Source organism: Vibrio sp. OPT41 (assembly GCF_015163595.1).
GTDB lineage: Bacteria > Pseudomonadota > Gammaproteobacteria > Enterobacterales > Vibrionaceae > Vibrio > Vibrio alginolyticus.
Map to the genome: position 1 here is coordinate 497,369 of NZ_JADDYH010000014.1, position 22,219 is coordinate 519,587.

Genomic DNA, 22,219 nt, shown 5'->3' on the forward strand with positions numbered 1-22,219 from the left:
TCAAAAACTTCAATGCGAAGAATTCTGAACATTGATACGGACATAAGTTCAAGAGTTAACATAACGCTATAGCAATCTCTTACTAATTATTTTGCTTCGAGACATTGGCATACTCCCGAAACAAACCCTTCGACTCTAAAGGTTTTGTTAATAACTGTTGCCATGCTTGTTAGTTATTCTCGTTGAACTCAGTATCTTGAAGTTGTTTGAATATATAAATTTAAAAAAGAGACATAAGATGCACAAAAAACTCATCATTCTAAGCTTGCCTATTCTATTAGCCGCATGTGCGGCACCAAAGTATACGGTAGAAACAATCTCGAAAGAAAATCAGAGCAAGGAAATCACCATCGTAAAAGACAACGCCACGCGAGATGTTTTCTTAGATTCGATGCAAGACTGGTGTTTGGATACCGCCCATAAATGCACAGTCGTAAGCGACGGCACTCCTCCTGTTAGCTCTGAGCTGACACTTACTTACGTATCACGCTGGAGCTGGGATTTTAGAACATTTATCGCTGATGCTCAGATCAAAGCCTACAAAAATAACGAAAAAGTAGGACAAGTTGAATTTAAAGCACCAAACAGCGCGAATCCAGATAAATGGGGTAAAGACAACAAACGAATCATTTCGATGATGGATTTGTTATTCGGTAAACAAACCGTGAGTGAGGCTCAATCCAAGATTAAGCTGGGCGAAATGTAATGAGCCGAGCAATTGCCCATTTAACCAGCATCATATATTTGTAGATAAAGATAGGAATGTTTAAGTGACTGAAGTCAAAACCATTGGGCTTTTCTTTATAACCGCCATTGCAGAAATATTAGGCTGCTACTTACCTTATCTCTGGTTAAAGGAAGATAAGTCAGTTTGGCTTTTGGTACCGGCAGCGCTATGCCTTGCTATGTTTGCTTGGCTTCTATCTTTACATCCTACCGCTACTGGCAGAGTTTATGCTGCTTACGGTGGTGTCTATATTTTTGTCGCAATTCTATGGTTGTGGTGTATCGACGGCGTTCGACCAACGCTCTGGGACATAGTGGGGGTTTCTGTCGCTATGCTTGGCATGTCAATCATCATGTTTTCACCCAGAGCATCCTAAACGTAACCGAGGGAAACCCTTACGCTTAGTATTTTGGCTATGTGCTAGATTTATTGATTAATAACATTATGACGTAATTGCTACATAGCCAAAGTACGCTTGGGCTTCACCCCAAAACAGCGCTATTTATAGGAGATACCAATGAACCATGCAGTGAAGGCAAGATTTGATGAGTATCCAAAACATGTGCGTATTCGGATAGAAGAGCTACGAAATATCGTCTTAACTATCGCTTCTGAATTAAAACTGGGGGAAGTTGAAGAATCTCTAAAATGGGGAGAGCCAAGCTACAGTGTGAAAACAGGTAGCCCGGTAAGGATGGATTGGAAACAGAAAACGCCTAGTCGTTATTATCTGTTCTTTAATTGCCAAACTAAGCTCGTCGACACATTCCGCGAACTGTATAGTGACTCACTTGAGTTTCAGGGTAATCGAGCAATAATTCTATCTTTATCAGCTCCTTTGCCAGAAGCTTCAATCAAGAGCTGTTTAGAATTAGCATTAACCTATCAAAAGCGAAAGAACTTACCTCTTTTAGGTATGTAAGATCGCTTAATAAAACTATTTACGGCCGATTAACCATATTCAACTACTCTACCTTTGTATCCTTTTTAATGCTTACGCAGTAAAGTTTTAGATTAAGTGGTCACCTTAATAGCGCCGTAACCAAACTAGTAATATCGAAATAAAGAAGAGTTTATGAAATCAAAAATCTTGTTCTTACTTATGCTTGGAGCTCATTTCAATGCTTTTTCAGCGACGAACTATCAAGTAAATGTGGTAGTAACAGAGCCTCAATCAACATTCATTTTTCCGACTTTTGAAATATCCTCTAAAGGAAAAAGCAAAACCAGTTTTGTCGACGGCTGCACGTACTTAGGAACCCTTTCAGAACCGAGCAAAAATAGCATACAGCTTGAAGCTACCATGTCATGCAACCGAGATGGCGCTACGTCAAGGATGGAAATGCCGGTATTTGTACTCAACTCCGAGGGTCAAAGCGCGAGTTATGATCTTGTAGAAAACGGGGTCGTGATGTGGAAATATTCTGTAGAAGTTAAGCCGTCACTTAAAAAGTGATATATCAGAAATACTAAAGTAACAATCAGCACTATTAACCGCCGTTTAAGTGTAATAGGTATATTCTTTACGACTTAATGACGTTACTTGTTGCCGCAAGTCTCCAACTCATGTACAAAACAGCCCTAATTTTAATAGGAGATAAGTGGCATGAATTTAATTGTACGTCAGGTAACTTTAGGTGATGCTGAAGGCATTACAAACGTCCTCAACCCCATCATTATTGAAGGTCTATACACTGTATTAGATACGCCTTTCACACCTGAAGAAGAAAAAGAGTTCATTACTCATTTCCCAGAACGGGGCGTGTTTACAGTCGCTTTATCCGAAAATAGCTCACAAGTCATAGGTTTCCAAAATATCGAGCCATTTGCACAATATACAAAAGCTTTTGACCATGTTGGCATAATTGGTACGTTTGTTAGTGACGGTGCTCGTGGCCAAGGTGTGTCTAAACAGCTTTTCAAATCGACATTCGAAGTAGCCAAACAAAAGGGTTACGAAAAACTATTTGCGTACGTTCGCGGCGATAATGAGCGAGCGTTATCAGCCTATCTCAAACAAGGCTTCGAAATCGTAGGGACCGCGAAGAAGCATGCAAAAGTTCGTGGGAAATACGTAGACGAAGTCCTCATTGAGAAGTTTTTGTAGGTGTTAAGTCGCTAAACACTAAGCACGCATATAAGAACATTTGAACCAAGACTCAATTTCCGTCGTAGAAATCTCTTTTCTAAAATAGGTTATTTGAAATGAAACTGACCTCGGAAACTGAGTCAAGAATAATAGAAATGGCATGGGAAGACCGCACCCCATTTGAGGCTATCGAATTTCAATTTGGTTTGAATGAATCCGACGTGATTCAGTTTATGCGTAGCAGGCTCAAATCAAGTAGCTTTAAATTGTGGCGTAAAAGGGTTTCGGGGCGCAATACAAAACACAACAAGCTACGAAACTCAGACATCATTAGAGGTTATTGCCCAACTCAATATAAGCCGCGATAGCGAACTGCACTTGGCATAAATTTTTATTACGAATCGCAACATTTATCGCCCTACCTTTGAATCAACTCCATGATTGGAGGGGAATAGTCACCACTTAATTCAACCTAGGTGTTTCAGGGCGATAATAAATTCAATGGGAGTCATCTTAACATCCTCAGACGCCATCAAACTAATGATTCCACAGAAAAGATTGACACAAAACGCCCACTAAAAATAACTCAGATTACGGCGTCATTTAACCCGTGTATCAATCTTCTTTGACCTTCTGTTTAGGCACTAGAATCACTAACCTTCTATTTTATCTTTGAAGGCACAGACAAAAAGCTGCATGATTAAAAAGGAAAAATAGCTGATAACGGTTTAACAAGCACTCGGAGCTTGGAGGCAATTTTGAACAAATTACTTATGATATTTGCGTTGGTTTCTTTACCTTGCTTGGCCTCTGATGATGTTGAAGACCCCTGCAAAGTAAAAGGCGGTGGCGTTATGGCTGGTTATCAGTGTGTAGAAAAGAAAATGGAATCTGCAGATAAAGAGCTTAACGAAAGTTACAAGGAAGCAATCGCTAGAATAGGTGAGGAAGAAAAAGCACTAAGGGAAACATGGTCTCAGACCGAACTGGTAGAGCCATTTCGAAAGGCCCAAAGAGCTTGGCTAAAATACAGAGACGCCGAATGTGAGTTTACGGGCCTGTCTTCTACGCCCTCACCCTGGCAAGGTGTCCAGATTGAAGAATGTAAGTTAAGAATGACGTTAGAACGCGTCGAGTACTTCAATGGTGTATACGTAGGCTAAACGGATTACATCTAACAAAGCACTTCAATAAGATTCGCAACTCTTGGCAATTTCAGTTTAAATGTACTCTGTGTTTAAGATGCAAGCGTTCAGGTTATGCGTAAAGCTTATATGGGTGTGAAATAAGTATGGAAAAAGACGATTTAGTTGGGCTAGTAGTTAAGTATTTCGAGAAAATAGATGCCGGTGATCCTAGCTATCTGGATCTATTCTCAGAGGATGTTGATTTTTTCTTTCCTAAATTTGGGCAAGCGAAAGGAAAGAGTGCCTTAGTGGAGTTTGGCAATAGGATTGGTAGCTCGTTGATTAGTATCTGGCACGACATAGACGGCTTTCAAATAACGACTGCTGGAAACAAGGTGATTGTTGAAGGACAGGAAGGCGGCGTAATGAGTGATGGTACCTCTTGGCCGGACAACAAAGTTTCCACAGGGCGTTTTTGTAGTGTATTTGAGTTTGAAGGAAAAATGATAAGTCGTATGTTTGTGTACGTAGATCCTGACTTCCCGAGTCGAGATTTTGAGAGAATTTCCGTGCTGTCAGGCGAGAGCAACGTGCGACAAACTGTTCAAGCCTGAATACTACCGCTACCGCATAGCATCTTTGTTATGCGGTAGTATTCGTAGTTAAGGTGTGTTGAGGGCTTTGATATCACTTTGCTCACACCTTATCAGTGCGTTAGCCACATTCCCTTACTGATAGAAATGCTACTTTCTTCAATCGTCCTGTATTATGATAATGAAAAAGATTGCATTAATTTTAAGATTAAAATGAACCAAAAATTTTTTCTAAAACTACTCCCTGTCCCTTTTCTTCTAACCGCTTGCCAGTCTACGCAAAGCCAGCTACAGCCTATACCTGAAAACGTATTATCAAACCTATCGAGAGGCCATTAACTATTCTTTTTCTACTTGGCTAGTCGATCAGTCCGATATCGATCAGTCTGTAAATGAAGCTCGTGTAGCGTTATCAGAATATCAGTCTCAGAATGATGGTTTAGGAACAACATGTAAGGATTGGCACCTACCCCTAGAATCTGGATTGCGAGAAGTTAACAATCATAAGAATCAAGTGGCGATAGACCAGCAGCGAGCACATGAAATACATAAAGCAAACGCTTCTAAACCTGTAACGTATTCAACACCAGCATCTACTTCGACTAGTAATGTTGTTCACTGTTACAAATTGGAAGACGTTAGCTTGGATAAGAACATTCAAACCTTTAATGGAATGATATGCCCTATAGGCTGGCTTAAATATTATGGCTATTAATGTATTTGATTAATACAGTACTTAAGAATGAACTCTAAGTTTAATTTTTAGTTCAAGATTGGGTTTCTTGTTTACAATGTTATGTTTCCAGTTGGATTACCGTATTCGAATAGATTGACGAAGTTAATCAATATATGTGTATTGATGCTTACTTTTTATCGAGTTATCTTTGTTTGATAGCCATTAAAACGAGTAAGGAAACAAAGTGACTGTGTTAACAAAAGGCATACACCACGTAGGTTTAACCGTATCTAACCTAGAAGCAAGCGCGAAGTTTTTCACTGAACAATTAGGTTGGAGTGAAGTAAAAAGAAATCCAGGCTACCCGGCAATATTTGTGAGTGATGGGCATATCATGCTTACACTATGGGCGGCTAAGGCTGATGCCGCCACTCCATTTGACAGAAAAACGAATATTGGTTTGCATCACTTAGCTTTACTCGTAGAGACTGAGAAGCAACTCTATGAGTTGCGTGATCAATTTATGGCGTCGGGAATCGAAATTGAGTTTGGTCCCGAGCTTGTTAAAACAGGACCCGCAAAACATTTAATGTGTTACGACCCAAGTGGTATTAGGGTTGAGTTTTTCTGGGCGGGCTCATAAAACAAACATAACAAAGTTTTATAATAGGGATTTGGTACACATGGCATTGTTAGTTTGCACCGCCTTTGGTGTTTAAGGTGCTCAGCAGAAGCTTGCGTATTGAATGCCCCTCCCCTCCTACTACACATTTTGCGACTTACGAGTAAGTCCAAAAGGATAAATGTTATGTATAAAATCGGCGTTGTTTTATTTGATGATTTCACGGATGTCGATTTCTTTCTTATGTATGACTTGCTAGGGCGCACAACCGACAGTTGGACAGTAAGTATACTTGGAACTAAATCTGAACATCATTCCCACCTCGGTATGAAAGTTAAAACAGACGGACACCTTTCTGAGGTGACGAATCAAGATGTCGTTCTTATTACAAGCGGCAAACGGGGTATTCCAGCCGCTTTAAAAGATGCTGAATTTATGTCAGCGTTGAATCTTGATCCAAATAGGCAGCTAATAGGTTCGATTTGTGCGGGATCATTCATCCTCCATGAACTCGGTTTACTAGAAGGCAAGCGATTAACAACAAACCCAGATGCAAAGGCTGTTCTACAAAGTATGGGAGGAGATGTTCAGGATCTGCCTCTCGTGATAGACGGTAATGTAGCGACGGCCGGTGGCTGCCTTTCACTGATGTATCTAATTGGTTGGTTAACAGAGCGGCTATTTGACTCAAACAAACGAAAAGCTATACAAAATCAATTGATACCTGCTGGGCAATTAGAGCTGTTTGAAGAGCTTATTGCCACAACTATTCAATCAGCAGAGTTAGCAAGCTCGGATAACAAGGCGTTAAATAATCATTCATAACATGTGGTGTTTTACATTACGTTAGTTTTAGTGTTTAGGGTAAGTCACACACCAGTCTTGTGTGACTTACCCTTGAACATAACGCCACTTGGGGAAATTAACTTACAGGGAGTAAATCAATTGGTAAAAATGTACGGTTCTGAAGAGACAAGAGCGTTTTGCTGTAATTGTAAAGAAGTAACGCTACATCGGTACGAAAGCTTCTCTAAAGCACAGGAAAAGACCGAGAAAAAAGCTAAAGGTTTCTTCTCTGGTCTATTTGCAGCAATAATTGGCTCATTAATGGAAGGCGAAGCGACTGGTGACTACAAATGTACAATATGCGGCACTAATCTTCACACGCCAGATAATTTAGATTAGTAGTCAGTGTCTCTAGTGCCACAGCAAGTGGCACGCAACACAATTTATAGACGGCTCTAGTGGGTTTGAAGCGTATGCACCTTATGCATTGGCATTTAGGGTTTTGAGGTTGTGTTGCGGATCAGGTAGTGCGCTTTTATCTTTAACAAGGGGCTAACGCAGAGCAAAAACAAGGACAAGAAAAGAAGTAGTTTTATTTGAGTATTAATGAATTACAGACACAAAAAAGCCCACCAAAAGGTGGGCTTTTCTAAAATTTGGTGGGTCCGGGCGAACTCGAATCGCCGACCCCTACCATGTCAAGGTAGTACTCTAACCAACTGAGCTACGGACCCAAATTTTTATGTTCCTAACCATTCAATTCAGAATGGTGCGTCCGAGTGGACTCGAACCACCGACCCCCGCCATGTCAAGGCGATACTCTAACCAGCTGAGCTACGGACGCATTTCTCTGGAACGACGAGGATATTAGCTATAAGCGAACGACGGTGCAAGCACAAATTTACCAACTTTGAACCGTTTGGCGAAAATGTAAACTCAACACGCGTTTTCAGATGATTTTATCGACAAGGACTGAGCCTGCAGGGTTTAAAAGTGTGATCTATATAACTTTTATTATCTCACTTAATTGTCGTAAGGCACTTCACTGAGCATCCAAATCTGTAAGGTTTGCGATACCTTAGGGCAAGTGCCGAACAAAATCTGATATTTAGGTTTAAATGGTTCGCCGATATAGGTTGTACGGATCAACTCTCCTGTTTTGACGTCTACTTGAGTGCTCACCCTGCCTTTGAAGTTTTGAAATATGACAAACTGCTCACTGTGGTAAACCATTTGCTCTCGGTAAAACAAGAAATGATCTTGGGGTGTCTCTGTCAATTCACACTCCAGTGGTTTCAAATTAGGTATCGCACTAACATTCGATGCGATGAACAACGCCGATAAAATCCATCCGTATCGCATATGGCTGCCCTATTCTGCCCTCTTTTTCAAAGTATAGGCCCTGCCTTGATGACTGATACAAAAAAGGCTTTGATCATCTCTAATCAAAGCCCCTTGTTTCTGCTGGTTAATTGTCGTGTTTAGTCGTCCGCCTCAAACACAACGTTATAATTTTCGGTGTATGTACAATTCGGCTGACGGCTACAAGTAAAGAAACGTCTCCCTTTGAACTCACCTTGGCTTGCGGTTTTAATGATCATCGGACTGCCGCATTTTTTACAAAAACGCACTTCTTTATCGGGCTCAATCAAATCAATGTGTGCCGCAAGCAAACGACGTAATCGCCCAACTTGATAACTGTGCTTTATCGAAGCGCCAATTAAAGGCAGGTTGGCCGTCTTACAAACATGAATCAATAACTTTTGTCTTTCTATCTTACCCTTGTTTAGCTCCTGCCCATTATCCAATTCAACGATAACGCGCGGCTCTAGTGTCCTTGGGTCACAAATAACGTAATCAAAATAGCTTCGAGATATACGGTTGTTCGCGACAAAAAACTGCTTCTTATTTTTGATTTCTTTTGGCGTAACCAAACTGGACATGTTTACTTTCGCGAATACTACGGCATGCTCCCCTACCGCCGCTCTTAACGCATTATAGAACGCACCCTCTTGACCTCTGAGCAGAGGGCCTTTCGAGCGATAAGGATAATCACGCGTGTCATCGTGCTTAATCACGTACTTTTGAATAACAAAGAAGAATAAAACCAGAAGAACAACAATGATAAAAATGTTGGTCATAAATAAAGTGCATCCAAAACAACTCGTTGCTCAAAGCGTAAATGGAAATGTTATGCAGAGCAACAAAACCTCGCAATTTTGAGGCGCCACGACGATAGCGAGAAACAGAAAATTTTGCTCACCAATAAAAACGAGCCAATCACACACTTGGATTGGCTCGTTTAAATTTTGTTAATACATTATGTATGCTAAGAATCAACTATTAGCGTCTGGCTGATTCTCTGGCATCGCATCAATAAAAGCTGGCAGTTGATTGCATGACTGCACAACAGCGTTAATGGTTGGATAAAGAGAGGTATCTACACCAAAGCGTTGTGCGTTATAAAATTGTGGTACCAGACAAATATCGACAATAGATGGCGAGCTTGTCAGGCTAAACTTGCAATCACCATTTAGTTTACGATGCTTCTGAAGTTTCTCTTCTAATGCTGTAAAACCTTTGTGGATCCAGTGATGAATCCAAGCGACTTTGCGCTCTGGTTCGCAAGCTAGCTCCCCCTCTAAATACTGTAGAACTCTTAAGTTATTCAGGGGATGAATCTCCATTGCAATATCCTGAGCCAAAGCTAGCGCTTGGTATCGAAGCGGCGTTTGCTCGGGGATCACAGTGACATCCGGGTAGTGTTCTTCTAAGTATTGAATGATCGCCAGTGACTGGGTTAACTGAACCTCCCCATCCACCAGCAAAGGAACCAGTTCAGAAGCGTTTAACTCATGGTACTCGTCACTGTGTTGTTCGCCACCATTGCGCACCAAGTGTACCGATTTTGAATCATACGATAACTCTTTAAGATTCAAGCAAATACGCACACGATACGCCGCCGATGATCGCCAGTATCCGTATAAAATCATGCTATCGCTCATATCGTCTCCCAACCAGCATTGTTAGTGCTTGAGATATTGGCTAACTTGTTGGTCAATCGAGCCGAATATGTTGTTGCCATCCGCATCGAACATTTCCAATCTGATTGAATCTCCAAACGACATGAAGTTAGTCGACGGCTTACCATCACGAATGGTTTCAATCATGCGAACTTCCGCGATACATGAATAGCCAACGCCACCTTCTTCAATAGAAGTGCCATGTTCCGTTCCCTGCTTGTTGGATACCGTACCTGAGCCTATAATCGCCCCAGCAGATAGCGGGCGCGTTTTAGTCGCGTGAATAATTAAGTCTGCGAAATCAAACGTCATATCGATACCTGCATTCGGGCGACCAAACGGCTTGTGGTTGTAGGTCGAGACCAATGGTAAATGCACTTTGTTTTCGTACCACGCATCGCCTAGTTCGTCTGGTGTTACTGCCACAGGAGAAAACGCAGAAGAAGGTTTAGATTGGAAAAAACCAAACCCTTTAGCTAATTCTGCGGGAATTAGCCCACGCAGTGAGACATCATTCACCAGCATGATCAAACGAATCGACTCCTGAGCCTCTGCAACACTCGCGCCCATTGGTACGTCACCAGTTACCACAGCAACTTCACCTTCGAAATCAATACCCCATTCATCACTCGCAAACTCGATGTTGTCACAAGGTCCAATAAAGGCATCAGAGCCTCCTTGGTACATCAACGGGTCCGTCCAAAAACTCTCTGGCATTTCAGCGCCGCGAGCTTTTCGAACCAACTCAACGTGGTTTACGTAAGCACTGCCATCAGCCCACTGATAAGCGCGAGGAAGCGGCGACTCACAGTAGTGCGCTTCAAACTCTTCATACCCTGCAACCGTGCCATTGTTCAGTGCAACGTATAGCTCTTCCAGTTGTGGTGCTAGCGTATCCCAGTTATCAAGCGCCACCTGCATCGTCGGTGCTAAGTTCATAGGGTGGAAAATTTCTGTCGCAGGTACGCAGCGCGTTAAGTCTTTGCTCACGACCATCAACAAACCGTCACGAGTGCCATTTTTCTTGGTTGCTAATTTCATCCTTGCCTCTTACTTCTCTTGCCAGCTATAGACGTATTCTTTGTTTTCTACTTTTTCCAGCTCATCCGAAAACTGAAGTGCGTGACGCGTATCAATCATGACCGCGACTTCGTCGGCAAAAGTCTTCTTATGCTCTCGCCCTGCCTTGAAAGCTTTCGGGTGAGGGCCATGTGTAAAACCTGCTGGATGGAATGTCACCATACCCGCTTCAATGTTGTCACGACTAAAGAAGTCACCTGCATGGTAGAACAAGACTTCGTCATAATCGTCATTGTTGTGGTAGAACGGTACTTTGAGCGCTCCAGGATCACTTTCAATTGGACGAGGAACGAAGGTGCACACCACAAATCCTGATCCTACAAATGTAGTATGTGCAGAAGGCGGTAAATGGTAACGATGTGACATAAGTGGACGAATATCACGCCAGTTCACTTTTACTACCGCCAAATCACCATGCCACCCAATCGCATCCAGCGGGTTGAATGGGTAAGTGATAACACTGACTTTATCGTGGCGTTTCACCTGAACCTGTGTTTGATTCTCAGAATATTGAGCACGGAACTGATCGTTGATCGACGGCGTTTCTAAAACCGCTGGATCAAACACCGCGTGGTTTCCAACCATGCCTTTTTCGGGCAATGTATAGGCCGCATCGGTGTTTTCAATCATCAGAATGAACATCGGCTCGCTTGGTTCTAAACGCCAGCTCGTTGAGCGCGGGATCATGACATAATCCCCTTCACTCACTTTCAAATGACCATAATCACAGTAGAGATCTGCCGTACCTTGGTGGATGAATAGCAGTTCGTCGCCATCCGCGTTTCTCACCAAGAAGTCCATTTTTTCATCCATACGCCAAACACGAACTTTACAATTCGCGTTGTGTAATAGATGCGGGACTGCCCAAGGGGTAATATGGCTGGCTTTCTCGACTAGATTAAAATCAAATGCTCGTGGACGTAGCTCGCCTTCCCACTCAGACCACCCCGTTGGGGCATGTTGATGATGAAAATGTGTTGCGGGGCCGAAGAAGCCACTTCGACCTGCCTCACGTTCATAAATTGCCTCTTCCGGGAAGTCAGCATGCGCTTGTTTAGAGCACACTCCCTCCCGGTGAGGGAATGTGATCCATTTATGCATCGCTCAATACTCCTCGTCGAATTTGGTCTTCTTCTATCGATTCAAACAACGCTTTAAAGTTACCCTCGCCAAAGCCTTCATTGCCTTTACGTTGGATGATTTCGAAGAACACAGGGCCGATAACGGTTTGAGTAAAGATTTGTAGCAAGATGCCATCTTTCGTTGGCGCACCATCAATAAGAATCTGCAAATCACGAAGCTTGCTTACATCTTCACCATGGCCTTCAACACGCTGATCGACTTTCTCGTAGTAAGTATCTGGCGTTGGCATAAAGTCCATGCCGCGCTCACGCAATGTTTTGACCGTTTCGTAGATGTCGTCTGTGGTCAATGCGATGTGTTGAATACCTTCGCCATTGTATTCACGGATAAACTCTTCAATCTGCGATTTATCATCTGACGACTCATTGATAGGAATTCGGATTTTGCCGCAAGGTGCGGTCATCGCACGGCTGACAAGACCAGTCAGCTTACCTTCGATATCGAAATAACGAATTTCGCGGAAGTTACCAATGCGCTCATAGAAACCTGACCAGACATCCATGTTGCCCTGCTTAACGTTGTGCGTTAAGTGGTCGATTTCGTAAAGACCAACATTCGCTTTTGATAAACGCTCATCAGCATCATCATAAAAACGAAAATCGACATCATAAATACTCTGCTTTCCATAACGGTCGACAAAATAAAGCAAGCTTTCACCGATGCCATAAATAGCAGGAATGCTAAGCTCCATCGGCCCAATTTCCGTTTTATATTCTTTACCGCCATTCTCTAACGCATGCGCCAGAGCAACGGTGGCGTCTTTCACACGAAATGCCATGCCACAAACTGACGGACCGTGAACTTTGGCGAATCCCTCAGCTTGGCTATGCGGCTGCGCATTCACAATAAAGCTAATGTCACCTTGTCGATATAACCACGCTTCTTTTGAGCGATGCTTTGCAATTTCCGCAAAACCTAACGATATAAACAGATCTTTAAGCTGTTGAATGCCTTTGTTGTCAGCAGCGGTATATTCAACAAACTCAAATCCGTCTGTTCCTAGTGGGTTATATGCATCAACCATGACTTTCTCCTTGTCTCAGTAGCTTTTGTTTGGACTTATTTTTCTAACTTGGCGCAGGTCTTGAGAAATTGGAATACGTGGGGAGAAATCTTTACCTTGGCGATTTTTACGCATAATTGTAAAATATATGTTACACACAGGAGGCGCGTCGAATCTACTTTCGTAAACATCAAATAAACTGCTTATTTTCAATATATTAGATTGATATTTTCGGCTTTACGCCAACACATAAAATGTAAACAAGTTGTTACTTTGGCATTTTATCTTGGCAACGTAACTCAAAAAGTAAAAGGGTATGGAAAATCTATTGCACCCTATCTCTATCCGATTTATTCATTTGCTCCTGCAAAACATCAAAAGTAATGTTTCGTGACGCTTCATACAGTTCGAAAGGCTCATCGGTCAGAATCGTGTCATGGATACCCCTTTATTGATTCACCTCAGTTTTATTTAAAAGTAACTGTGCCATAAGTGGTGCTCTGTTCCCTATCGAGCCGAGCCACAAGGCTTCACGCTCGATCAGAAAAAGAGACTTCTAATGACACACATCAATCAAGAACGCTTAGTTGAACATTTTTGCCAACTGGTACGTATCGATAGCGAATCAACAAACGAAAAACAAATTGCAGAAACACTGGCAGAGCAGCTAGGCGACCTAGGCTTTACCGTGCACAAGCTTCCAGTACCTAAGCACATTTCTAACGGCTTTAACGTGTACGCCCGTTTAGACGGCAAAAAAGACGGCTCTATCCTAATGAGCTGTCATATGGATACAGTCACACCGGGCATTGGCATTGAGCCAATCATCGAAGACGGCGTTATCCGTTCAAAAGGCAATACGATTCTTGGTGGCGATGATAAATCTGGTATTGCTGCCATCATGGAAGCCGTTCGTTGTATTCAAGCGGAAAACCTTGAGCACAAAACGTTAGAACTTGCTTTCACCGTGTATGAAGAAGGCGGTTTATTCGGTTCACAATACTTCGATATGTCACACGTCACTTCAACGGAAGCAATCGTGTTAGATACGGGTGGCCCTATTGGCACTATTGTGACCGCAGCCCCAGGCCAGCAAAAAATCGTGGCAACAATCAAAGGTCGACCAGCACATGCAGGGCTTGCGCCAGAAGAAGGCATCAGTGCGATCATGGTGGCGGCAGATGCCATCAACCAAATGAAGCTGCTTCGCATCGACGAAGAAACGACAGCCAACATCGGTATAGTGAATGGCGGTCAGGCCACAAACATTGTTATGCCTGAATTAAAAATCGTGGCAGAAGCACGCTCCCTGAATGGCGATAAACTAGATGCTCAGGTCAATCATATGATCTCAACATTAGAGTCTGTCTGTGAAAAACACGGTGCAGAAGTCGACATTGAATCTAGCCGAGCCTACGACGCTTTTGTTATTGAAGAAAACCACCCGCACGTAAACGCTATAAAAGCAGCGTTTTCAGAGTTGGGAATTGACGCCTTCACAAAAGGCACTGGCGGCGGTAGCGATGCCAACAACTTTAACAAGAAAGGTCTCACAACGGTCAATCTTTCAACTGGCATGGCAAAAGTACACACGACAGAAGAGTTTATCGCGGTAAGTGATATGGTCAAAATCACTGAGTTCGTGAAACATTTCCTAGTCAGTTAACGTCGTGCCTTTTGAAGAGCAGACTGACTATCTTCCCCTTCTAGCCTGTGCTTGAAGGGGATTTTAATTTGTATCGAAGCAAAATTACTTCCCGTCATGCCAACTTGATATCAGATCTTCAAAGAAATTCCCCTAGCTCACTTTTTGAGACCAGACAGCTCAATACCTGACACCCTGTTACAGTAATGTTAAAACTCGATTGTGTAGACAATTTATACAATATACATTTTTGGCATCTTTCAGGATGAAAAGAGTGAGACAAGGATGAAATTACCTAAGTTGCTTTTATTAGCGTCGATGATGAGTCCAATACTGGCAACATCAAGCTATGCCGCGCCGTATCCCGTAAGTGTGACCCTCGATGAGACACAAGAAATTACGCTAAACAATGGGGCTGAAGTTACTTCTATTGACCCAGCCAAGCAAGCCGCAGAGCCCGCTTTCAATCTCGGTCGAGACCTGTTTGAAGGTCTGGTCATTCAAGATAAGCAAGGTAAAACCATTCCTGGTGTTGCTGAGTCTTGGTCAGTCAATGACAACAATACGGTTTATACCTTCCACTTACGTGATGCAAAATGGTCAAATGGCGAAACGGTCACTGCACAAGATTTTGTCTACAGCTGGCAACGCTTACTGAATCCAAGCACTGCTTCACCCTACGCTTGGTTTGCGGCCATTCCAAATATCGAAAACTCGCAAGCCATTATGAAAGGCGACGCCGCACCCGAGTCCTTGGGCGTGAAGGCGCTGGATGAAAAAACGTTCCAGGTAACACTCGAAGAGCCTATTCCCTTCTTTACGAAACTATTAAGTCATCCAGTGCTTGCCCCCGTTCATAAAGCGACCATTGAAAAACATGGCAACCGTTGGACCCAGCCTGAGCATATCGTTACAAATGGTGCGTTTACTGTCTCTGAATGGAAAGTTAACGAAAAACTGGTGATGGTTAAAAATCCACATTATTGGGACGCAAGCAATGTAGTGCTGGAAAAAGTCACCTGGCTACCAATTGGTGATGCAAACGTAGTGCTAAACCGCTACCTAGCTGGTGAGATAGACCAAGCGGTTTCCATTCCTGCCGCTCAGAAGAAAAAGTTAATTCAACAACGCCCACAAGAAGTGGCAAGCACCAGTGCGTCTCTTGGCTCCACATTCTATTACCTCAACACTCAACAAGGGCCAACAAAAGACGTGCGGGTTCGTAAAGCCCTCTCATATGCCATTGACCGTCAACTGTTAACGAGTGCTATTTTGAGAAACGGTGGGGTTCCAATGTATACCCTTGTGCCACCTCAAACAGATGGTTTTAAATCTCACACTCCTGAGTTCGCAACTTGGAACCGCCATAAACGTATCGAAAAAGCGCAGCAATTACTGTCAGAAGCTGGATACGATAAAAGCAATCCGCTTAAGTTAACGTTTACCGTACCAACTTTCTCGATGGACGTAAAAATGGCAACCACCATGGCAGGCATGTGGAAAAGCCGATTGGGTGCGCAAGTCACGATAAAACAGCTAGAACCGAAAGTGTTCTACGCACTTAAAGAGCCGACCGACATTACTCGCGGCGGCTGGACGGCCGACTACAATGAAGCCTCTACATGGTTGGATATCTTCGTTTCTAGTGGCGAGTACAACGATTCTCGTTATAACAACCCGCAATACGACGAGTTAATGGCTCGCTCAAAGACCATGAGCAACCCATCAGAACTGTATTTACAAGCAGAAAGCATGCTGATTGAAGACATGGCCATTATTCCTATTTATCGTCCGGGTAACGATCAATACCTCATCAAGCCTTATGTGGGCGGCTACGAACTGACAAACCCTGAGTCGTCGTACTACCGCAAGAATGTCTATGTGAAAGCCCACTAAAAGCATGTTTTCGGTCTGAGTCGGCAAGTTCAATGTTTACTTGTCGTTCCTCATATCTCTCGGTGGAGAAGGCAACCTGAGCTCAGGCCATTTTTTTATTCATAACCGTTCGAAGTGATTTCGGACGACCAAAGGATGATGGATCATGATTTGGTACATTGTTAAGCGATTAGCTATCGCTATCCCCACGCTTCTATTCATCGCACTCGTATCATTTTGGCTGATGCACATTGCACCAGGGGGGCCATTTGATATGGAACGGCCTATGCCAGAGGTGGTACGTGCGAATATCGAAGCAAAATTCCATTTGGACCAGCCCTTCCTTACTCAGTTTTGGATTTACATTGGTAATTTCATACAAGGAGATCTCGGTCCGAGCTTCGTTTATCAAGACTTCAGTGTTACACAGCTCGTCGCACAATCATGGCCAGTTTCAGCAGTATTAGGCGTACTCTCCTTTTGCATTTCCGTTCCACTTGGCATGTTGCTTGGCACCATTGCGGCATTGAACCGAAATAGCCGCCTAGATTACGGCCTGATGACACTTTCGATGACTGGAGTTGTAGTTCCGGCTTTCGTGCTTGCTCCAGTTTTAGTCATGCTCTTCGCTATTCAGCTCGGCTGGTTCCCTGCTGGTGGTTGGGAAGGAGGAAAGCTGGCTTTTCTTGTTCTTCCCGTGCTCAGCCTAGCGATTGGCTCCATTGCGAGTATTGCACGCGTCATGCGTGGCGCAATGATTGAAACACTCAACCAACCATACATTCGAACGGCAAAGGCCAAAGGTTTGTCCACAACCTACATTTTATTCCATCACGCTTTGCGACCATCCCTGATTCCCGTCGTTGCGATGCTCGGCCCTGCGTTTGTGTCTGTCGTGACAGGCTCGGTAATTATCGACATTTTCTTTGGTACAGGTGGCATGGGACAACACTTTGTGTCTGGGGCTCTCAACCGCGACTACGGCCTAGTAATGGGCATTACTCTGATTGTCGCTTCACTCACTATCTTCTTTAACCTTGTGGTCGACTTGCTATATACGATTATCGACCCTCGTATACGCGTTTAGGAGTCCGGTATGTTAACGATCAAAAAACTGGATACACAAGCTCTTCAAGATCAAGTCGTCGACAATATTGAAGCCGTCGAAGGTCGCAGTCTTTGGCAGGATGCATGGACTCGATTTCGTAAAAACAGAGCCGCGATGACATCAGTGTATGTTTTGGCTTTCATTACCTTATGCATCACTTTCGGCCCCTCTCTTGCCGCTTTTGGCCATGATGAAATTGACTGGGAAGTGCTCATCGATCCATACGAGCTAGGGAAACCTTCACTGAGCAGTGGCCATTACTTTGGTACCGATGATCTCGGGCAAGATGTCTTCGCTCGCACGATGCAAGGTGGCAGGCTCTCTATTTTGGTAGGTTTTGTTGGCGCCTTAGTCGCCGTTGTTATTGGTACGATTTGGGGAAGTATTTCCGGCTATCTTGGCGGCGTTGTCGATAGCGTAATGATGCGCATTATTGAGGTGCTCGATTCGGTGCCATTTATGTTTATGGTTATCCTGTTTGTTACCCTTTTTGGCAACAACATCTACCTGATTTTTATCGTGATCGGAATGGTATCTTGGCTGGGCATTGCCCGTGTTGTACGTGGTGTCACCTTCGGTCTAAAAAAGCGAGAGTTCATCGAAGCCGCACACTCTATTGGGGTTTCTAAATTGACAATTGTCCGACGCCATGTTCTGCCTAATGTGCTTGGGATCGTGATGGTTTATTCCTCCTTAATGGTACCAGGATTCATTATGTTCGAATCGTTTTTGAGCTTCTTAGGGCTTGGTGTTCAACCACCAGACACGAGCTGGGGAATCCTAATTTCCGAAGGCGCAAAAACGATTGACGTTGCATTGTGGATGCTGCTTTTTCCCTCTCTGTTTTTAGTTGCCACCCTCTTTTGTTTTAACTTCATCGGCGATGGCTTGCGTGATGCTCTTGACCCGAAAGACCGATAAGGACAAACCCATGCTATCTATTGAAAACATGAACGTGCGCTTCGATACGCCAGATGGGCAAGTGCAAGCGGTCAGTAATCTCTCCTACTCGATTAAAGCGGGCGAAACTCTTGGGATTGTTGGGGAATCAGGTTCGGGAAAAAGCCAGTCTGTTTTCGCATTAATGGGGTTAACCGCGGATAACGGCGCCGTGTCTGGAAGCGCAATGTTCCACGGTGATGATTTACTCGCGATGTCTAAAAAGCAGCTCAACCGCATCCGTGCAGAGAAAATCGGAATGATCTTTCAAGATCCGATGACGTCACTCAACCCATTTATGAAAATTGGCAAACAGCTTTGTGAAGTTCTCATGATTCATAAAGGAATGACCCGAAAACAAGCAAAAATTGAATCGATTCACATGTTGGATGCGGTGCGTATTCCCTCTCCCGAAACTAGGATGAATCAATACCCTCACGAATTATCTGGCGGAATGCGTCAGCGAATCATGATAGCGATGGCCTTGTTGTGTAAGCCCGAGTTGTTAATTGCAGACGAACCAACCACCGCGTTAGATGTAACCGTTCAAGCTCAAATTTTGACGCTATTACGAGACTTACAACAAGAGTTCAATACGGCTATTTTACTGATCACTCACGATATGGGCGTCGTCGCCGAGATGTGTGATCGCGTATTGGTCATGTATGGTGGTCAAAAAATGGAGCAATCAGATACCGAGACATTGTTCGCTCAACCTGCGCACCCCTACACTCAAGGCCTGCTAAAGGCGATTCCTTCCATCACTGAAGATATGCCGCGTTTACCAACCATCCCAGGTAACCCACCAAGTGCGTTGATTAACCATCAAGGGTGTCCGTTTAAAGAGCGGTGCGAGCATCGAGAGACGCGTTGCCAATACGAAACCCCACGGTTTTCTCCATTAAACACGAGCCAGTCCATTGCCTGTCACGTTAAAGCACCCAGTGTTATCACTCCCATTCAAATAAAAGCTTAAGGAGGCGTTATGAATAAAAAAGAAGTCCTCATGTCTGCTCGTGATTTAAACGTCCACTTTCCTGTTTCACGTCATCTTATTCCAAGTCGACGTAAAATCGTGAAAGCGGTCAATGGTATCGACTTAGATGTTTACCGAGGTGAGACACTTGGCATTGTGGGGGAATCAGGCTGCGGAAAATCAACACTTGCTCGCGCCTTACTTCGCTTAATTGAACCTACACATGGCGAGTTGACTTGGAAAGGTCAAGACATGCTCGGGTTTAGTAAAAAAGAGCTTTCCTCTCGACGCAGAGAATTTCAGATGGTGTTTCAAGACCCATCCGCTTGTTTGAATCCGAGGTTAACCATCTCAGAATGCATCGCCGAACCACTGCTCACCCACGAGCCAAAGCTTAAACGGGCAGAGGTAGAAAAGCGTGTCATCGCTATGATGGATAAAGTGGGTCTCTTGGCGAGCCAGCGAAACCGCTATCCACATGAATTTTCCGGAGGTCAATGCCAGCGTGTGGGCATTGCCAGAGCATTAATTCTCAATCCAGATTTGGTCGTGTGTGATGAACCCGTTAGTGCACTAGATGTCTCCATACAAGCTCAGGTCATCAATCTTCTAGATGATCTTAAACAAGAAATGGGGTTAACACTGGTGATGATTGCGCATGACTTAAGCGTGGTGCGCCATATCAGCGACCGCGTTATGGTGATGTATCTTGGTAAACCTATGGAAGTAGGACGTTACGATCAAGTATTTGATGATGCTCAACACCCCTACACCAAAGCACTGTTATCTGCTGTCCCGATAGCTAATCCGCAATTAGCACGTGACCGTGAAATACAACTATTGCCCGGCGATCTTCCTTCTCCACTTAACCCACCGAGCGGTTGCGTTTTTCGTACTCGATGCCCAGAAGCAACAGAAGTATGCGGGCAACAGAACCCAATAAAAACAGGCTCGGAGCAGCATCATATCTATTGCTCAAATATGACTTTAGGAACCATTTAATGAACAATACTAACTCAGTAAACCAACGCCTTACGTTATTGCGTGAGGCAATGTCCTTTCACAACGTGTCTGCATATATCGTGACCAACAATGACCCACATAACAGTGAATACTCAGCGGATCATTGGTTAGCGCGAAGCTGGATTTCAGGTTTTACCGGCTCAGCAGGCGATGTCGTCATTACCCAACAAGGTGGTGGCCTGTGGACTGATGGTCGTTACTATATTCAAGCTGAAGAACAGTTACACGGCACAGGACTTGAACTGTTTAAAGCCAAACAACCAGAAACGCCGACAGTTGCCAAATGGCTGGCTACCACGCTACCAGAAAACAGTATTATCGCGGTTGACGGGCGCGCCATCAGTTACGCTTTTTATCAAGGCCTCAAACAAACCTTTGAAGCGAAAAACATTAAGATCATTCTCGACCTGGATTTACTCACACCGATTTGGCTTGAAAGACCACCTCGCCCAAGTGCACCCGTATTCGAGCACCCCACCGCTTTTGCTGGCGTTGACACTGAAAATAAGTTAGCGAGAATCCGTTCTTGGTTAACCGAGAACCAAGTAGATAGCTTATTAGTGTCAACGCTAGATGATGTCATGTGGACAATGAATATTCGAGGTGGTGATACGAATTACTGCCCAGTTTCTGAAGCCTATCTAGTCGTAGAGCAATCACTTGCGACACTGTTTATTGATAAAGCCAAACTGCCTCAAGACGTTGAAAGAGCGCTGACCGATCAGAGTGTACACATTCGCCATTACAACTACGTAAGTCAGTATTTGAATCAGCAATGTGAGGGATTATCGCTCGCTTTTAACCCGACCCACACAGACAGCTTATTGGTGAGTTCGATTGAAGGGAATGTGAATCTAAAGCCAATGGCTTGCCCTGTAACGGCAATGAAGGCCATAAAAAATGCGACCGAGCTAACTAGCCTAGAACAGGCATTAACAGATGATGGTGTGGCAATCGTAAGGTTTATGAACTGGCTCGAAGAGCAAGTTCCAAGCGGACTCGTTACAGAATTGTCTGCTGAGGCACAACTGAATCACTATCGCCGTCAAACCCGACATTATGTGAGTGACAGTTTCCGCACTATCGCAGGCTTCGCAGCTCACGGGGCAAAAATGCATTATGCCGCCGATGAAGAAAGCAATGCGGCAGCCAATGAAAGCAACTTCTTTCTCGTCGATTCTGGTGGCCAATACCTTGGCGGGACAACAGACATCACCCGTACTTTCCACTTCGGGTCACCGACCATTAAGCAGCGCAAAGATTATACCTTGGTGCTCAAAGCGGTCATCCGACTGACTCAGACTCGATTCATGAAAGGCTCTACGGGTGCCAATCTTGATATCATGGCGCGTGGCGTCTTATGGCAACATGGTATTGATTACAAGTGCGGCACTGGACACGGCGTGGGCATTTGCTTGAATGTTCACGAAGGCCCACAAAATTTCTCGCAAAGCCACCACGAGGTTGAACTAAAACCGGGTATGGTCATTACTAATGAGCCAGGCGTTTATCGCGAAGGTGAGTACGGGGTAAGAATAGAGAACATTCTTAAAGTTGTAGAAGTAGAACAAAATGAGTTCGGCACGTTTTACGGTTTTGAGACCATCACTCTTGCTCCAATTGCGACCAACGCCCTTGATTTATCAATGCTAGATCAAGCAGAGCTAGACTGGCTCAATCATTACCATTCACGAGTCTATCAAGCACTTAGCCCTTTTCTTGATACGCAAGATAAAAACTGGCTTCAACGCACAACCCAACTTATTGAGAAATAGGATATCAGC

General features: G+C 43.9%; 24 protein-coding genes and 2 tRNA genes. 18 read left to right on the plus strand and 8 right to left on the minus strand.

The features are described from left to right. The first annotated feature begins 238 nt into the window (after positions 1-238). From IQP38_RS05850 to IQP38_RS05900, 11 genes are all read left to right on the plus strand, one after another. On the plus strand, positions 239-706 hold the full coding sequence (locus tag IQP38_RS05850) for an Sbal_3080 family lipoprotein (protein ID WP_005385757.1): 468 nt from the start codon (positions 239-241) through the stop codon (positions 704-706). A 64-nt stretch (positions 707-770) separates the two neighbouring features. After that, a complete protein-coding gene (locus tag IQP38_RS05855; protein ID WP_005377819.1) occupies positions 771-1,103 on the plus strand; it encodes a YnfA family protein in 333 nt (110 codons plus the stop codon). A gap of 141 nt (positions 1,104-1,244) precedes the next feature. Beyond that, entirely contained in the window at positions 1,245-1,649 is a 405-nt protein-coding gene (locus tag IQP38_RS05860) for a DUF1801 domain-containing protein (RefSeq protein ID WP_031780989.1), read from the plus strand. Between the two features lie 153 nt (positions 1,650-1,802). Further along, positions 1,803-2,183, plus strand: coding sequence for a hypothetical protein (locus IQP38_RS05865; protein ID WP_031780990.1), 381 nt, complete (start codon positions 1,803-1,805; stop codon positions 2,181-2,183). Between the two features lie 150 nt (positions 2,184-2,333). After that, complete coding sequence (locus IQP38_RS05870) at positions 2,334-2,834, plus strand: GNAT family N-acetyltransferase (protein WP_053306918.1); 501 nt, start codon at positions 2,334-2,336, stop codon at positions 2,832-2,834. A gap of 98 nt (positions 2,835-2,932) precedes the next feature. Continuing rightward, positions 2,933-3,184: a TIGR03643 family protein gene (locus tag IQP38_RS05875; protein WP_005377824.1), complete on the plus strand. Its 252-nt coding sequence runs from the start codon at positions 2,933-2,935 to the stop codon at positions 3,182-3,184. Between the two features lie 405 nt (positions 3,185-3,589). Further along, on the plus strand, positions 3,590-3,979 hold the full coding sequence (locus IQP38_RS05880) for a lysozyme inhibitor LprI family protein (protein WP_017820912.1): 390 nt from the start codon (positions 3,590-3,592) through the stop codon (positions 3,977-3,979). 128 nt (positions 3,980-4,107) lie between these two features. Further along, the gene (locus IQP38_RS05885; RefSeq protein ID WP_005377826.1) at positions 4,108-4,557 is read left to right on the plus strand and encodes a nuclear transport factor 2 family protein; all 450 of its coding nucleotides are present in this window, start codon (positions 4,108-4,110) and stop codon (positions 4,555-4,557) included. An 899-nt stretch (positions 4,558-5,456) separates the two neighbouring features. Beyond that, a complete protein-coding gene (locus tag IQP38_RS05890) occupies positions 5,457-5,855 on the plus strand; it encodes a VOC family protein (protein WP_005377827.1) in 399 nt (132 codons plus the stop codon). A gap of 165 nt (positions 5,856-6,020) precedes the next feature. Continuing rightward, positions 6,021-6,659, plus strand: a complete 639-nt coding sequence (locus IQP38_RS05895) for a DJ-1/PfpI family protein (protein WP_005377828.1) — start codon at positions 6,021-6,023, stop codon at positions 6,657-6,659. Between the two features lie 129 nt (positions 6,660-6,788). After that, a complete protein-coding gene (locus IQP38_RS05900) occupies positions 6,789-7,019 on the plus strand; it encodes a hypothetical protein (RefSeq protein ID WP_005377829.1) in 231 nt (76 codons plus the stop codon). A 258-nt stretch (positions 7,020-7,277) separates the two neighbouring features. Here the strand turns inward: IQP38_RS05900 and IQP38_RS05905 are convergent. From IQP38_RS05905 to hppD, 8 genes are all read right to left on the minus strand, one after another. Continuing rightward, positions 7,278-7,354 (minus strand) — tRNA-Val (locus IQP38_RS05905). A gap of 33 nt (positions 7,355-7,387) precedes the next feature. Further along, positions 7,388-7,464, minus strand: a tRNA-Val gene (locus IQP38_RS05910). 179 nt (positions 7,465-7,643) lie between these two features. Next, positions 7,644-7,982, minus strand: coding sequence for a hypothetical protein (locus tag IQP38_RS05915; protein WP_005377830.1), 339 nt, complete (start codon positions 7,980-7,982; stop codon positions 7,644-7,646). Positions 7,983-8,101: 119 nt separating this feature from the next. Further along, complete coding sequence (locus IQP38_RS05920) at positions 8,102-8,761, minus strand: DUF2726 domain-containing protein (protein WP_005377831.1); 660 nt, start codon at positions 8,759-8,761, stop codon at positions 8,102-8,104. Positions 8,762-8,956: 195 nt separating this feature from the next. Beyond that, entirely contained in the window at positions 8,957-9,625 is a 669-nt protein-coding gene (gene maiA, locus IQP38_RS05925) for a maleylacetoacetate isomerase (protein ID WP_005377832.1), read from the minus strand. Positions 9,626-9,646: 21 nt separating this feature from the next. Continuing rightward, positions 9,647-10,684, minus strand: a complete 1,038-nt coding sequence (locus IQP38_RS05930) for a fumarylacetoacetate hydrolase family protein (RefSeq protein ID WP_005377833.1) — start codon at positions 10,682-10,684, stop codon at positions 9,647-9,649. 9 nt (positions 10,685-10,693) lie between these two features. Beyond that, positions 10,694-11,824, minus strand: coding sequence for a homogentisate 1,2-dioxygenase (locus IQP38_RS05935; RefSeq protein ID WP_017633969.1), 1,131 nt, complete (start codon positions 11,822-11,824; stop codon positions 10,694-10,696). Next, on the minus strand, positions 11,817-12,890 hold the full coding sequence (hppD, locus tag IQP38_RS05940; RefSeq protein ID WP_005377835.1) for a 4-hydroxyphenylpyruvate dioxygenase: 1,074 nt from the start codon (positions 12,888-12,890) through the stop codon (positions 11,817-11,819). Before hppD ends, IQP38_RS05935 begins: the two co-directional genes overlap by 8 nt. Before the next feature lie 538 nt (positions 12,891-13,428). On the opposite strand from hppD, the gene IQP38_RS05945 reads away from it, so the two are divergent. The 7 genes from IQP38_RS05945 to IQP38_RS05975 all read left to right on the plus strand — a co-directional run bounded on the left by IQP38_RS05945 (position 13,429) and on the right by IQP38_RS05975 (position 22,210). Further along, positions 13,429-14,535 (plus strand): M20/M25/M40 family metallo-hydrolase, encoded by a 1,107-nt coding sequence (locus tag IQP38_RS05945; protein ID WP_017820903.1) that lies wholly within the window; start codon positions 13,429-13,431, stop codon positions 14,533-14,535. Between the two features lie 264 nt (positions 14,536-14,799). Continuing rightward, positions 14,800-16,410 carry a peptide ABC transporter substrate-binding protein gene (locus IQP38_RS05950; protein ID WP_017820902.1) on the plus strand — a complete coding sequence of 537 codons (1,611 nt, stop codon included), beginning with the start codon at positions 14,800-14,802 and terminating at the stop codon, positions 16,408-16,410. Between the two features lie 145 nt (positions 16,411-16,555). Next, on the plus strand, positions 16,556-17,476 hold the full coding sequence (gene oppB / locus IQP38_RS05955) for an oligopeptide ABC transporter permease OppB (protein ID WP_193837423.1): 921 nt from the start codon (positions 16,556-16,558) through the stop codon (positions 17,474-17,476). A gap of 9 nt (positions 17,477-17,485) precedes the next feature. Beyond that, complete coding sequence (locus IQP38_RS05960) at positions 17,486-18,418, plus strand: ABC transporter permease subunit (protein ID WP_005377839.1); 933 nt, start codon at positions 17,486-17,488, stop codon at positions 18,416-18,418. A 10-nt stretch (positions 18,419-18,428) separates the two neighbouring features. Then, positions 18,429-19,412: an ABC transporter ATP-binding protein gene (locus IQP38_RS05965; protein WP_017820901.1), complete on the plus strand. Its 984-nt coding sequence runs from the start codon at positions 18,429-18,431 to the stop codon at positions 19,410-19,412. Positions 19,413-19,421: 9 nt separating this feature from the next. Further along, on the plus strand, positions 19,422-20,414 hold the full coding sequence (locus IQP38_RS05970) for an ABC transporter ATP-binding protein (protein ID WP_017633963.1): 993 nt from the start codon (positions 19,422-19,424) through the stop codon (positions 20,412-20,414). Beyond that, positions 20,414-22,210, plus strand: coding sequence for an aminopeptidase P family protein (locus IQP38_RS05975; RefSeq protein WP_193837424.1), 1,797 nt, complete (start codon positions 20,414-20,416; stop codon positions 22,208-22,210). Before IQP38_RS05970 ends, IQP38_RS05975 begins: the two co-directional genes overlap by 1 nt. Positions 22,211-22,219 lie beyond the last annotated feature (9 nt).